Raw genomic sequence first — 13099 nt, 5'->3', positions numbered from 1 at the left:
GTACCGTAAAAAGGAGGGGTGAGAATGAAGGTGGGCGGATTCGCCTCGCCGGAGGCGCGCGCCGAGTACGAGGCCGTCTACGAACGAGGTATGGCGGCCTTGCCCGCGCCGGCCGGGATCCACGACGTCCGGACGGCGTTCGGGGTGGCGCGCGTGTACCGGTTCGGGCAGCCGGGTGCGACGCCGATCGTGCTGCTGCCGGGCCGCGCGGGGACCGCGGTGATGTGGGAACCCAACCTCGCCGCGCTGCTCGCGCACGGCGAGGTCTTCGCGGTGGACCTCATCGGCGAAGCCGGCCGCAGCGAACAGACCGCCCCGATCCGCGACGGCGCGGACCAGGCCGCGTGGCTGAGCACGGTGCTCGCCGAACTCGACCTGCCGTCCGTGCACCTGATCGGGTACTCGTTCGGTGGCTGGCTCGCGACCAACCTCGCCGTCCGGGCGCCGGAACGGCTGAAATCGCTCACCGTGATCGACCCCGTGCTGACGTTCGGCGGGCTGACCGCGGGATTGGTCGTCCGCGCGACGCTCGCCGCGATCCCCGGGATCGGCCGATGGGCGCGCCCATCGTTCCTCGAATGGATCTCCGGCGGCGCGGAGGTCGACGCCACGGATCCGGTCGCGCGGGTGATCGACGAGGGGATGCGGACGTACCGCATTGCCCTGCCGTCACCAAGGTTGTTCACCGACGAGCAACTGCGCTCCCTGCGGCTGCCTGTGCTGGCCCTCATCGCCGGGCGCAGCGTCATCCACAACCCGGACCGCGCGGCGGCCCGCGCCCGTGAGTTCCTGTCGCGAGGTCAGGTCGAGCTGTGGCCGTCGGCGACCCACGCCATCGCCGGCGAATCCGCTGCCGAGGTCAACGCGCGCGTCCTGAAGTTCCTGGCCGAATGCGAGAGGGACTCGTGAGCGCGCGCGGCAAGAACCCCACGCTGTCCTTGCTGCTCTGGGACGTCGCGCTCCCGCTGGCCGCCTACTACGGGCTGCGGCTCGCCGGGCAGAGCGAGCAGGTCTCGCTCCTGGCCGGGGCGGGCGTGGCGGCGGCCCGGATCGCGTGGGTCGCCGTCCGGGACCGTGCCTTCGACGGTTTCGCCGCGTTGCTGGCCGGTGTGCTCGGCGTCGGGCTGGTCCTTTCGCTGGTCACCGGGGACGCGAAATTCCTGTTGCTGAAGGAATCCTTCGCCACCGCGACCGCCGCGATCGTCCTGCTGCTCAGCTGCTTCAGCCGTACCCCGATGGTGCTCGTCGCTGTACGGGCCGGATCCAGCGGGGCGAAACGCGCGGAGATCGACCGGTTGAGCGACGACGTCCCCGGTTTCCGGCGGGCGTTCACCCGGATGTCGGCGGTCTGGGGCGTGGCGCTGCTGCTGGAGGCCGCGATCCGGGTACCGCTGGTCTACACCCTGTCGGCCGACGTGATGAACGCGCTCAGCGTGGTGCTGCTCCTCGCCGTCATCGGCGGGCTTTCGCTATGGTCCGTCCGTTATGCCGAGAAAGTCCTGAAAAAGCACACGGTGGCCACGTAACGACCTACGGGTGCCTGTCCGCCTGCTCGGCGAACACTCGCACCGCTTCGTTGATCGCCGCGTATCGGGCGTTGCGGACCGCTTCGGTCAGCGGCCGCAGCGCCTCCGCCCGCCGGAGCGCCGCCGACGAAGAGAGCGCGCCGCCGGGATCGTCGGCTTCGGCGATGGCGAGGATCGCCGCGATCTCCTGGGAACGCTGGAGCACTCGCAGCGCCCGGCTGGGCATCCCGGCGGGCCACGGGGCGTCGGTGGCGGCCCGGAGCCGCGCCGAGAGTTCCGCCCGCACCCCTGGCCGCTCGCTGGCGACGTCCAGTGACTGAAGGGCCCCCGCGCTCGCGCGGATCGCGTCGGTCAGGCCGTGTTCGGCCTCGCCCAGCGGACGGTACTCGAGGACGCCCGGCATCGGTACCGAGTACACCGTCCACCGCATGAGTCCTTCGGCGATCGCCTCGGGGACCACTCCGTAGCCGAGGTCCGGCAGCAGGACGGCCTCTCCGATCCGCAACGCGGCCTCGGTGAACGGCCCGCCGCCACCCAGGCCCCGCACGTCGCCGGGGACCGGAAGCAGGAGCTGCATGCTCTTGGCCCCCTGCGCGCGCAGGGCGAGCAGCAGCTGGACCGGGGTCGCGGCGCGGTTGAACGCGAGTGGCAGGTCGAACGCCTCGGCGGCCGCCGCGTCCGCGGCGACGAAGTCGTGGGCTTCGCCCCAGACCTGCAGGGCGTCAAGGACGTCGTCGGAGGCGGCGGCTCCGTTCAGCCACGCCGAAGACCAGACCGCGAGGGTCGCACTAGGACGGCACACCGGATTGATTTTAGTCGTGCTCCGGCGAAACCCGGCTATGGGAGGGTTAACCCCGGCTTGCCGTTCGCGATCGCCGGAGCTGGAGTTGCTTCACGTCGACAGGGCCAGACTCGCGACGTAGCGTCGAACGGGTGAACGATGTTCCCGCAAACCTGCCCCGGACCGCCGGGGACCTTAGCGCGGCGGGTCACCTGCCGCGGTCGATCAGCCGAGAACTGCACGACAACCTGCTCGCCAAGCTCCGTGCCGGGGAAGACGCCTGGCCGGGGATCGTCGGGTTCTCGCGCACCGTGCTGCCGCAACTCGAACGCGCGCTCCTGGCCGGGCACGACGTCGTGCTCCTCGGTGAACGGGGCCAGGGCAAGACCCGCCTGCTGCGCACCCTCGCGGGGCTTCTCGACGAATGGACGCCCGTCATCGAGGGTGCCGAGCTGGCCGAGCACCCGCTCGACCCGATCACCCCGGAATCGCGCCGCCGTGCCGCCGAACTCGGTGACGCGCTGCCGGTGACCTGGCGTCATCGCGACGAGCGGTACACGGAAAAACTGGCCACACCGGACACTTCGGTCGGTGACCTGATCGGTGACGTCGACCCGGTGAAGGTCGCGGAAGGCCGCAGCCTCGGCGACCCCGAGACCATCCACTTCGGACTCGTCCCGCGCGCCCACCGCGGCATCGTGGCGATCAACGAGCTGCCGGACCTCGCCGAGCGCATCCAGGTCGCGCTGCTGAACGTGATGGAGGAACGCGACATCCAGGTGCGCGGCTACACGCTGCGCCTGCCGCTGGACGTACTCCTGGTGGCGACGGCCAACCCGGAGGACTACACCAACCGCGGCCGCATCATCACCCCGCTCAAGGACCGGTTCGGCGCCGAGATCCGCACGCACTACCCGCTCGACGTCGAGGCGGAGATCGCCGTCGTCCGGCAGGAGGCCCACCTGGTCGCCGAAGTCGGTGAGCCGCTGCTGGAGGTGCTCGCGCGGTTCGTCCGGAACCTGCGCGAATCCCCGGTGATCGACCAGCGGTCGGGTGTCTCGGCCCGGTTCGCCGTCGCGGCGGCGGAAACGGTCGGCGCGGCGGCACTGCGCCGGTCCGCGCTGACCGGCGAGGAACCCGCCGTGGCCCGCCCGGTCGATCTCGACGCGGTTCCCGGCGTCCTGCGCGGCAAGCTCGAATTCGAGCCGGGGGAGGAGGGACGCGAGACCGAGCATCTCGTGCACCTGCTGCGCCGGGCGGTCGCGGAGACGGCGCGTTCGCGGTTCGCCGGACTGGATCTGCTGCCGCTGGCCGACGCCGTCGAGTCCGGGCATCTGGTGGCCACGGGGGAACGCGTTCCCGGCAAGGACGTCCTCGCCGCCTTGCCCGAATTGCCCGTACTCCACGACGTCGCCGCGCGTGCCGGCGTCGGCCCGGACGAGCCTGCCGGGCGGATCGCGGCCGCGGTCGAACTGGCGCTGGAATCCCTGTTCCTGTCGCGGAAACTCGCCAAGGACTCCGACGACTCGACGACCGTCTACGGCCGATGAGCCTCCTCCCGGAAGGTTATTCGTACGGGCCGTGGGACAACGGCCCGGATCCGCTGGCGCCGCCGGCGGATCTGCGGGACGCGCTCGACGAGATCGGCCGCGACGTCATGGCGGGCGCTTCGCCCCGGTCCGCGCTGGAAGAACTGCTGCGCCGCGGCACCCCGCGCACCGCCGGGCTCGACGAACTGACCAGGCGGCTTTGGCAGCGCCGGTCGGAGATCCAGCGCCGGCACCGGCTCGACGGCACGCTCCAGGAGGTCCAGCGGCTGCTCGACCAGGCACTGGAGGCCGAGCGGCGGGAGCTGTTCCCCGATCCGGACGACGACGCCCGCTTCCGCGAGGCTCAGCTGGACGCGTTGCCGCCGGGGACTGCGGCGGCCGTGCGCGAGCTCGCCGAGTACGACTGGCGCTCGCGGGAGGGCAGGGAGAACTACGAGAAGATCCGCGACCTGCTCGGCCGTGAACTGCTGGATTCCCGTTTCGAGGGGATGAAGGAGGCGCTGCGGAACGCCGGGCCGGAACAGGCCGAGCAGGTCAACCGGATGCTGGCCGACCTCAACGCGCTGCTGGCCGCGCACGCCCAAGGGCGCGAGGACGTCCCGGAGCGGTTCGCGGAGTTCATGCGTGAGCACGGCGAGTTCTTCCCGGAGAACCCGAAGAACGTCGAAGAGCTGATCGACGTGCTCGCCGCCCGCGCCGCGGCCGCGCAACGGATGCTGAACTCGATGACGCCGGAGCAGCGGGCCGAACTGGCCGAACTCTCGCAGCAGGCGTTCGGCGACCCCCGGCTCGCGCAGCAGCTGTCCACATTGGACGCCCAGTTGCGGGCGCTGCGGCCGGGCGAGGACTGGACGTCGTCGGAACGGTTTCGGGGCAACGATCCGCTCGGCCTCGGCGAAGGCGCCCGGGCGATGTCCGATCTCGCCGAATTGGACGCGCTGGCCGAACAGCTCGGCCAGTCCTATCCCGGCGCGAGGCTGGAGGACATCGACGTCGAGGCGCTCGAAAGGCAGCTGGGTCCGGACGCGGGCGTCGACGCGCGACGGCTGTCCGAACTGGAACGCGAGCTCCGGCGCCAGGGCATCTTCGAACGTGCGCCCGACGGCACGCTCCGGTTGTCGCCCAAGGCTTTGCGGCGGCTGGGGGAGACGGCGCTCGCCGACGTCGTGAACGCGTTGCGCGGCAAGACCGGCCAGCGGGAGACGGAGTCCGCCGGGGCCGCGGGCGAACCGACCGGCGCCACCAGGCCGTGGCGGTTCGGGGACATGCAGCCGTGGGACGTCTCCAGGACGGTCCGCAACGCGGTGCTGCGCTCGGTTTCGGTGGGCGAGCGACGGGTCCGGATGGACGTCTCCGACGTCGAGGTGGTCGAGACCGAACATCGGTCGCGCGCGGCGGTGGCGCTGCTCGTGGACACGTCGTGGTCGATGGTGCAGGAGGGCCGCTGGCTGCCGATGAAGCGGACGGCGCTCGCGTTGCACCAGCTGATCAGCACCCGGTTCCGCAACGACGCGCTCCAGCTGATCACCTTCGGCCGCTACGCGACGTCGGTCGAACTGGCCGAGCTGGTGGGCATGGAGGGAACCTGGGAACAGGGCACCAACGCCCACCACGCGCTGCTCCTGGCCGGACGCCATCTGCGGCGGCACCCCGACGCGCAGCCGGTGGTCCTGATGGTCACCGACGGCGAGCCGACGGCGCATCTGGAACCCGACGGCACGGCCGAGTTCGACTATCCGCCGCAGCCGAGGACCCTGCTCAAAACCCTGTCCGAAGTGGACAGGATGGCGAAGCTGGGCGCCTCGGTGACGGTGTTCCGGCTCGGGGACGATCCGCGCCTGACCGAGTTCGTCGACGTCATCGCGCGCCGTTCGGGCGGACGGGTCGTCGCTCCGGATCTGGACGGGCTCGGCGCCGCCGTGGTCGGCGACTACCTGCGGACCAGGAAGCGCTGAACTCCCTTACGCTGGCCCGATGGGGTACTCGGTCGGAAAGGTCGCGGCGCTGTCGGGGGTCACCGTGCGCACGCTGCATCACTACGACGAGATCGGGCTACTGAGCCCGAGCGGGCGGACGGCGGCGGGATACCGGAGCTACAGCGACGACGATCTCGACCGCCTGCAGCGCGTCCTGTTCTACCGCGAACTCGGGTTCGGCCTCGACACGATCGCGGAGATGACCGGAGACCCGGCGGTGGACGCGCTGGAGCACCTGCGGCGCCAGCGGTCGCTGCTCGCCGACCGGATCGGTGAGCTGACGCGGATGGCCGAAACCGTCGAGCGGGTGATCGTGGCGAAGGAGGCCGGCGCCGCGCTGACCCCGGAGGAGCGGTTCGAGGTCTTCGGTGAGTTTCGCGAGCCGGAGGGCTACGCGGAGGAGGCCGTCCGCCGGTGGGGTGACACCCCGCACTGGCGGGCGGCAGCCGTACCGCGCACCAAACAGGAATGGGTCGAGGCGGAGAAGGTCCGGGAGGAGTGGGTCCGGCGGCTGCTCGCCGTCTTCGACTCCGGCGCGCCCGCGGACAGCCCTGAGGCGATGGACCTAGCCGAGGAGCACCGGCGGATGCTCTCGGCGTTCATGGGGGACTGCGACCTCGCGACGCACCGGGAGCTCGCCAGGCTGTACGCGACCGAGCCGGTCCAGCTCGGCTTCCTGGTGCGCGAGCCGGACCAGCGGCCAGGCCTCGGCGAGTACATCCGCGACGCGATCCACGCCAACGCCGGACGGGTCACCGGATAGCGAATCGATTACTCCGGCCGTGTTCGTCTCCCACCGGACGGGAACGGCGCGGCGGCTCCGCTTACAGTCGGGGTATGCAGACTTGGTCATCGGTCGACGTGCCCCGTATCCCCGGCACCCCCCGTCCGCTGCGGCTCCACGACACGGCGACGGGGCAGATCCGCCCCACGGCGCCCGGGTCGACCGCCCGGATGTACGTCTGCGGCATCACGCCGTACGACGCCACCCATCTGGGGCACGCCGCCACGTACCTGACATTCGACCTGGTGAACCGCCTGTGGCGGGACGCCGGGCACGAGGTCCACTACGTGCAGAACGTGACGGACATCGACGAGCCCCTGTTGGAGCGCGCCGAGCGGGACAAGGACGACTGGGTCGTCCTCGGTATGCGCGAGACCGCGCTGTTCCGCGAGGACATGACCGCGCTGCGGGTGCTGCCGCCGCGGCAGTTCGTCGGCGCGGTCGAGAGCATCCCGGAGATCGTCGAGGTCATCGCCAAACTGGTGGCGAACGGCAGCGCCTACCGTGCGGACGACGCGGAGTACCCGGACATCTACTTCGAGCACAACGCGACCGGGCATTTCGGTTCGGAGTCGAATTACGACGCCGAGACCATGGCGAAGTTCTTCGCCGAACGCGGCGGCGACCCGGACCGTCCCGGCAAGCGGCACCCGCTGGACGCGTTGCTGTGGCGGATGGCGCGGCCGGGTGAGCCGTCGTGGGAGTCCGAACTGGGGGCGGGACGGCCGGGCTGGCACATCGAGTGCAGCGCGATCGCGGTCAACAGGCTCGGCCTCGGCTTCGACGTCCAGGGCGGTGGTTCGGACCTGATCTTCCCGCACCACGAGTACAGCGCCGCGCACGCGGAGGCCGTCGCGGGGGACAGGCCGTTCGCGCGGCACTACGTGCACGCCGGGATGATCGGCCTCGACGGCGAGAAGATGTCGAAGTCGCGCGGGAACCTCGTGTTCGTCTCGCGGCTGCGGGCCGACAAGGTCGACCCCGGCGTGATCCGGCTCGCGCTGTTCGCCGGCCACTATCGCGAAGACCGGCCGTGGACCGCGCAGCTGCAGGCGGACGCCGAAGCACGCCTCGCGCGCTGGCGCGAAGCCGTGTCCCTCGGCACCGGCCCGGCGGCGGAGGACACGGTCGCACGCTTGCGTGACCACCTCACCGACGACCTCGACACGCCCAAGGCGCTCGCGGCCGTCGACGCCTGGGCGGAGCAGGCGCTCGACCGTTCCGGCACCGACCCGGCCGCGCCCGGGCTGATCCGGAACGCCGTCGACGCGCTGCTCGGCATCGAGCTCTGACGAACAGTGCCGGGGCGGGAACCCCCGCCCCGGCACTGTGTATAACGCCCTACACGGCGACGCGGCCGGCTTCCAGCCGGAGGTGGTCGCCCGCCCAGTCGCGCCGCAGCCACCGGTCGTGCGAAGCGATGACGACGGCACCCGGCGCGGAATCGAGCGCGGCGAACAACTCCTCGGCCAACGTGAGCGAGATGTGGTTCGTCGGCTCGTCCAGCAGGAGCACCTCCGGCGGGTCGGCGATCAGCAACGCCAGCGCGAGCCGCCGCCGCTGCCCGACCGACAACGCGCCCACGCGGGTCCCGAGATCGCGCGGAGCCAGCAAACCCAGACCGCGCAACGGGGGAGCGTCCTCGCCGAGGGCTTCGGCATAGGTCCGCTGCGCTGTCTTCTCCGGTTCGGCGAACACGACATCTTGAGCCAGCATGCCGATCCGCACACCGCGTCCGGAAAGGACGGTTCCGGAGTCGGGCGTCAGCGAGCCCGCGAGGACGGACAGCAGCGTCGACTTCCCGGCGCCGTTCCCGCCGGTGATCAGGAGCCTCGACGTCGTGGTGACGTCCAAGGTCGCCAGCCGCAACCGTCCGGCGATCTCGATGTCCCGCACGGAGATCGCCGTCTTGCCCTCTCCGGGCTCGCCGGTCAGACCGCCTTGGAACCGCAGCGGCGCGGGCGGTTTCCGCACCTGGTCGCGTTCCAGTTCGGCGAGGCGCAGCTGGGCGTTGCGGACCCGGCGTGAGATCTGTTTCTGCACCCTCCCGGTCTTGAAGTCGTAGAGCATCTTGGCGTTGTCGCGCTGCGGGCGGTTGTGGGCGACGTTGCGCGCGGTGACGGCCACCGATTCGCGCAGTTCCTTGAGCTCGTCCTGTTCCTCGGCGTAGCGCTGTTCCCAGCGCGCCCGTTCGGCCCGTTTCTGGTCCAGGTAGTCGGAATACGTGCCGCCGTACCGGGTCGGGCCGCCCAGCGCCGGGTCGAGGTCGACGATGTCGGTGCACACCGCGTCGAGGAACACGCGATCGTGCGACGACAGCACGAGAACCCCGGTCAGCGACGCGAGATGCTGCTCCAGGAACTCCATCGCGGCGTCGTCGAGATGGTTCGTCGGCTCGTCCAGGATGAGCGTGCCCGGCCGCCGGATCAGCAGTGCGGCCAGCCCGAGCCTCGACCGCTGCCCTCCCGACAGTGTGCCCAGTTCGCGCGCCGGGTCGATCCCGGCGAGCCCGAGGCCCGCGCACACGACCTCGGCCCGCCGGTCGGCGTCCCACAGGTCATGTGCCTGGGCCCATTCGAGGACGGTGCCGTACTCGTCGAGCACGGCTTTGTCGTCGGGACGATCGGTGAGCGCCGCGGTCAGTTCGTCGAGCCTCGCCGCCGCTTGCCGGATCTCGGCGAGCGCGTCGTCGATGACGTCGGAGAACCGCGCGGTGAGCGCGAAAGGCAGCTCCTGCAAGAGGAATCCGACGTCGTCGCCGCGCAGCACCTCGCCGCCGTGCGGCTCTTCCACCCCGGCCAGCAGCCGCAGGAGCGTGGACTTGCCGACGCCGTTCTCACCGACCAGGCCGAGCCGCTGTCCGGCCGAAGCGGTCAGGTCGACGCCGTCGAGGACGACGCGGGCACCGTAGGAGTGGACGAGGTCCTTGGCGATCAGGGAAAGAGACATACGACATCACCGCGCTTCTCGGGCGTGAGGGAACCCCGCCGGGCCTCGTGGCTTACGGGAGCGGTGCTCGACCGGAGCCGCCTCGGAGCGGGGAAGGCGTGATGTCAGTTGTCCATGATGCGAGCAGTCTAACGCAACCTATGTAGCGTTAGTCAACCCCCTTTTCGGATCGCAGCCGAGCGGCCTCCTGTTCGGCGAACGCGCGCCCGTCGGTCATGACCCCGAGAAGCGCGGCCAGTTGGCGGCGGTCGAGCCTGCCGAGGCGGTCGCCGAAGAAGCGGGCCATGGGGGAGTAGAGCTCGGCGACGTCGTCGAGCCGGTCGGGCAGCGGCCGGATCGCGATCCGGCGGCGGTCCGCGGGATCGGCGACGCGTTCGATCAGGCGCTGCGCCTCCATGCGGTCGAGCATCCGGGTCACTGCGCCCGTGGTCATGCCGAGTGCTCGCGCCAGGCCGGTCGGCGAGGCCGCGGCGCCGCTGATGACCAGCTGGAGCCCGTGCAGTTCGGTGGCGCTGATCCCGAGCCGCTCCGCCATGGCCGTCTGGAACAGGACGGTCGCACTGACGAACCGGGGGATCTCCAAGGCCGCCGCGGTGGCGAGTTCTCGCTGGTCAGGCATGTGTTTCCTCGCTCAGTAGTTGAACTGTGCAGTTACTGTGCTGTGCAGCAGCTTCTCCGGCAAGGGTATCGATGCTTACTTGACATCCCGTCGGCCACCTGTGAATCTGAAAGAGAACTTTCGAAAGAGTCCTTTCAGATTGGATCGGGCGATGACCGGGTTGCCGCCGCGTAAGCGGATCGAAGACGTCGAGCTGATGCGGGCGCTGGCGCATCCGCTGCGTTCGGCGCTGGTGGACCACCTCATGGCGGTCGGGCCGCGGACCGCGAGCGAGTGCGCGGCGGCCGTCGGCTCGACGGCGTCGAACTGCAGCTGGCATCTGCGCCAGCTGGCGCAGCACGGTCTCGTGGAGCGGGTCGACGGGGAGGACGGACGCGAGCGGCCGTGGCGGGCGTGCCAGGTCGGCATCGAGTTCGGCGACGACCCGGAGCTGCACGGAGCGCAGCTGGCGGTCGTCGGCACCACCCTCGCGCGGGAAAAGGAGCTGACCGAGCGCTATCTCGACGCCGCCGACCGGCTCGACAAGGAGTGGCGGGACGCGTCGGGGATCAACAACTACTCGCTGCGGGTCACCGCCGGAGAGCTGGAGGAACTTGTCCGGGCGATCGACGCGCTCGTGCGGCCCTACGTCGGTGCGATCCGTGATGACGCTCCCGCGGAGGCCCTCCCGGTCCACTTGGGACTGCGGGCGTTCCTCCGCATCGACGCCGAGGGGAAGCCGAGCAGATGAAACCGTTGAGAGAACCCGCTTTCGCGCGGTTGTGGATCGCCGCCTTCTTCTCCGAGACCGCCGAGTGGATGCTGCAGATCGCGCTGCCGGTGTTCGTCTTCCAGGCGACCGGTTCGGCGGCCACCACGGCGTTGAGCATCGTCCTCGGCCTGGTGCCCGCGGTGCTGCTGAGCCCGATCGCCGGCGTGGTCGCGGACCGCTGGAACCGGCGGCTGGTGCTGTGCGTGGTGTGCGCGGGGCAGGCGTTCGTGGCGCTGCCGCTGCTGTTCGTCGCGTCCGGCGGCCCGGTTTTCGTGATCTACGGGGTGATGGCCGCGCAGGCGGGTCTGGCCTCGTTGTTCGAACCCGCCCGCAACGCGCTCGTGCCCGAGCTGGTCGCCCCCGGCGACCTGATCGGCGCCAACGGCCTGATGAGCATCAACGGCAGCGTCGCCCGCCTCGCCGGCGGCTGGGCGGGTGGCCTCCTGCTCGGCTTCGGCGGTCTGGGCTGGGTCGTGGTGGCGTATCTCGGCGTGCTGGTGATCGGCTCGGCCCTGCTGGCGCGCCCGTTTCCGCGTGTCGCCGCGCCGAAAGCGGCCGGACCGCACGAACCGGTGGTGCGAGCCTGGATCGACGGGCTTCGCGAGATCGGCCGCGAAGGGCGCCTTCGGCTCGCCGGTGTCGTCGTGGTGCTGACGTCCCTGGCGCAGGGGATGTTCTTGGTGCTGTTCGTGGTCTTCGTGCTCGACATCCTCGACGGAACCGAAGGTGACGTCGGCCTGCTGCGCGGCGTGCAGGCCCTCGGCGGGCTGGCCGCGGGGTTCGCCGTCGCCACCGTCGCCCGCAAGGTCGCGCCCGTGGCCCTGCTCGGCTGGGGCGGGCTGGCGCTCGGCCTGTTTTCGGCGGTGATCTGGAATCTGCCGGCGCTCACGGTGTCGCTGCCACTGGGTGTCTTCATCGGACTGTTCGGCCTAGTGGGCGCTCCCGGTGTGCTCGCCGGCTCCGGGCTGCTCTCGCTGGTCCAGACCGCCGCGTCCCCTGAGCGCGCCGGTCGCGTCCTGAGCACCGTCTTCGCCGGGACGGCGGGGTTCACGGCGCTGGGCGCATTGCTGACGGGCGTCCTGCTCGACGTGCTGGGCACCGGCGTCCTGCTGAACGTCCAGGCGGGCCTGCACACCGTCTCGGCGTTGGTCGTGCTGGGTGTCTCGGCGTCGGGCAGGTTGCGCCATGACACGATTCCGGCGGTTCCCCGGTCCGGGTGAAGCTACGGTGGTGGAGTGCCGCATCTCTTCGCCACCAGCGACCTCCACGTCACCCATGAGGGCAACGCCCCGCTCGTCGACGAGGTCGTCCCCCGGACCCCCGACGACTGGCTGCTCGTGGCCGGTGACGTCGCCGAACGCGCCGAATCCGTGATCGGGGTGCTCAGGACCTTGCGCGAACGCTTCGCGAAGGTCGTCTGGGTGCCCGGAAACCACGAGCTGTGGACCACCCAGAAGGATGAATGTCAGCTACGAGGACTGGCGCGCTACGAGCACCTGGTCGAACGCTGCCGCGAGATCGACGTCCTCACCCCGGAGGACCCGTACCCGGTGTGGGAACACCAGGACAAGCCGCTGACGATCGCCCCGCTGTTCGTGCTGTACGACTACAGCTGGCGCACCCCTTCGGCCGACGGCCTGCCCATGCTGGCGGCCATCGAGCAGGCGCGGGAGGCAGGCGTGCTGTGCACGGACGAGTTCTTCCTGCACCCGGACCCGTATCCCAGCAGGCAGGCGTGGTGCGCCGACCGGGTGAAGATCAGCACGGAACGGCTGGAGGCGATCCCCGAGGACCACGGGACGATCCTCATGTCGCACTGGCCGCTGCATCGCCACCCGACCGAGCCGCTGTACTACCCGGAGTTCGCGCTGTGGTGCGGGACGACGGAGACCGAGGACTGGCACCGGCGCTTCCGGGCGGAGGTCGCCGTCTACGGGCACCTGCACATCCCGCGCTCCACGGAGGCGGACGGGGTGCGCTTCGAGGAGGTTTCGCTCGGCTATCCGCGTGAGTGGCGGAAGCGGTCGCGGGGGCCGATTCCGCTGCGGCGCATCTTCTGACGCCTCGTGAGTGGCTAGGACGGTTAGAACCGTCCTAGCCACTCACGAGGCGTGCGGTGGCGCCGCACTCGCGTGCTTGAAGGCGTAACTCGCGTGCTTGAAG

General features: G+C 70.7%; 12 protein-coding genes. 9 read left to right on the top strand and 3 right to left on the bottom strand.

Annotated features, from left to right (window positions below; all coding sequences use genetic code 11):
* Positions 1-24 precede the first annotated feature (24 nt).
* The gene (locus tag ACXIZN_RS13390) at positions 25-909 is read left to right on the top strand and encodes an alpha/beta fold hydrolase (protein WP_457954703.1); all 885 of its coding nucleotides are present in this window, start codon (positions 25-27) and stop codon (positions 907-909) included.
* Complete coding sequence (locus tag ACXIZN_RS13385; RefSeq protein ID WP_457954702.1) at positions 891-1526, top strand: VC0807 family protein; 636 nt, start codon at positions 891-893, stop codon at positions 1524-1526. The genes ACXIZN_RS13390 and ACXIZN_RS13385 overlap by 19 nt, the downstream gene beginning before the upstream one ends.
* A gap of 4 nt (positions 1527-1530) precedes the next feature.
* Here the strand turns inward: ACXIZN_RS13385 and ACXIZN_RS13380 are convergent, their stop codons facing one another.
* Positions 1531-2328: a hypothetical protein gene (locus tag ACXIZN_RS13380; protein WP_126732024.1), complete on the bottom strand. Its 798-nt coding sequence runs from the start codon at positions 2326-2328 to the stop codon at positions 1531-1533.
* 131 nt (positions 2329-2459) lie between these two features.
* Here ACXIZN_RS13380 and ACXIZN_RS13375 point away from each other — a divergent pair, with 131 nt between their 5' ends.
* From ACXIZN_RS13375 to mshC, 4 genes are all read left to right on the top strand, one after another.
* On the top strand, positions 2460-3857 hold the full coding sequence (locus ACXIZN_RS13375; RefSeq protein ID WP_457954700.1) for an ATP-binding protein: 1398 nt from the start codon (positions 2460-2462) through the stop codon (positions 3855-3857).
* Positions 3854-5812 (top strand): vWA domain-containing protein, encoded by a 1959-nt coding sequence (locus tag ACXIZN_RS13370; RefSeq protein WP_457954699.1) that lies wholly within the window; start codon positions 3854-3856, stop codon positions 5810-5812. Before ACXIZN_RS13375 ends, ACXIZN_RS13370 begins: the two co-directional genes overlap by 4 nt.
* Positions 5813-5831: 19 nt before the next feature.
* On the top strand, positions 5832-6596 hold the full coding sequence (locus tag ACXIZN_RS13365; protein ID WP_457954697.1) for a MerR family transcriptional regulator: 765 nt from the start codon (positions 5832-5834) through the stop codon (positions 6594-6596).
* A gap of 74 nt (positions 6597-6670) precedes the next feature.
* Complete coding sequence (mshC, locus tag ACXIZN_RS13360) at positions 6671-7909, top strand: cysteine--1-D-myo-inosityl 2-amino-2-deoxy-alpha-D-glucopyranoside ligase (protein WP_457954694.1); 1239 nt, start codon at positions 6671-6673, stop codon at positions 7907-7909.
* A 49-nt stretch (positions 7910-7958) separates the two neighbouring features.
* On the opposite strand, the gene ACXIZN_RS13355 is transcribed toward mshC, so the two are convergent.
* A complete protein-coding gene (locus ACXIZN_RS13355) occupies positions 7959-9566 on the bottom strand; it encodes an ABC-F family ATP-binding cassette domain-containing protein (protein ID WP_457954692.1) in 1608 nt (535 codons plus the stop codon).
* A gap of 148 nt (positions 9567-9714) precedes the next feature.
* Complete coding sequence (locus ACXIZN_RS13350) at positions 9715-10185, bottom strand: MarR family winged helix-turn-helix transcriptional regulator (protein ID WP_457954690.1); 471 nt, start codon at positions 10183-10185, stop codon at positions 9715-9717.
* A gap of 151 nt (positions 10186-10336) precedes the next feature.
* Here ACXIZN_RS13350 and ACXIZN_RS13345 point away from each other — a divergent pair, with 151 nt between their 5' ends.
* Genes ACXIZN_RS13345 through ACXIZN_RS13335 form a run of 3 tightly spaced genes read left to right on the top strand, consistent with a single transcriptional unit; the run spans position 10337 to position 12996 of the window.
* Complete coding sequence (locus ACXIZN_RS13345) at positions 10337-10915, top strand: ArsR/SmtB family transcription factor (RefSeq protein ID WP_457954689.1); 579 nt, start codon at positions 10337-10339, stop codon at positions 10913-10915.
* The gene (locus ACXIZN_RS13340) at positions 10912-12156 is read left to right on the top strand and encodes an MFS transporter (protein WP_457954688.1); all 1245 of its coding nucleotides are present in this window, start codon (positions 10912-10914) and stop codon (positions 12154-12156) included. The genes ACXIZN_RS13345 and ACXIZN_RS13340 overlap by 4 nt, the downstream gene beginning before the upstream one ends.
* A gap of 15 nt (positions 12157-12171) precedes the next feature.
* Positions 12172-12996, top strand: coding sequence for a metallophosphoesterase family protein (locus tag ACXIZN_RS13335; protein ID WP_457954686.1), 825 nt, complete (start codon positions 12172-12174; stop codon positions 12994-12996).
* The last annotated feature ends 103 nt before the right edge of the window (positions 12997-13099 follow it).

This window comes from Amycolatopsis sp. TRM77291, from assembly GCF_054166285.1.
Note: the sequence above shows the minus strand (reverse complement) of the source record. Positions and strands in the feature narration are given on the sequence as shown.

Excerpts from the sequence above, each read along its gene's own strand:
- ACXIZN_RS13390 (WP_457954703.1), top strand. The coding sequence starts at position 25 with ATGAAGGTGGGCGGATTCGCCTCGCCGGAGGCGCGCGCCGAGTACGAG.
- ACXIZN_RS13385 (WP_457954702.1), top strand. The coding sequence starts at position 891 with ATGCGAGAGGGACTCGTGAGCGCGCGCGGCAAGAACCCCACGCTGTCC.
- ACXIZN_RS13370 (WP_457954699.1), top strand. The coding sequence starts at position 3,854 with ATGAGCCTCCTCCCGGAAGGTTATTCGTACGGGCCGTGGGACAACGGC.
- ACXIZN_RS13365 (WP_457954697.1), top strand. The coding sequence starts at position 5,832 with ATGGGGTACTCGGTCGGAAAGGTCGCGGCGCTGTCGGGGGTCACCGTG.
- mshC (WP_457954694.1), top strand. The coding sequence starts at position 6,671 with ATGCAGACTTGGTCATCGGTCGACGTGCCCCGTATCCCCGGCACCCCC.
- ACXIZN_RS13355 (WP_457954692.1), bottom strand. The coding sequence starts at position 9,566 with ATGTCTCTTTCCCTGATCGCCAAGGACCTCGTCCACTCCTACGGTGCC.
- ACXIZN_RS13350 (WP_457954690.1), bottom strand. The coding sequence starts at position 10,185 with ATGCCTGACCAGCGAGAACTCGCCACCGCGGCGGCCTTGGAGATCCCC.
- ACXIZN_RS13345 (WP_457954689.1), top strand. The coding sequence starts at position 10,337 with ATGACCGGGTTGCCGCCGCGTAAGCGGATCGAAGACGTCGAGCTGATG.
- ACXIZN_RS13340 (WP_457954688.1), top strand. The coding sequence starts at position 10,912 with ATGAAACCGTTGAGAGAACCCGCTTTCGCGCGGTTGTGGATCGCCGCC.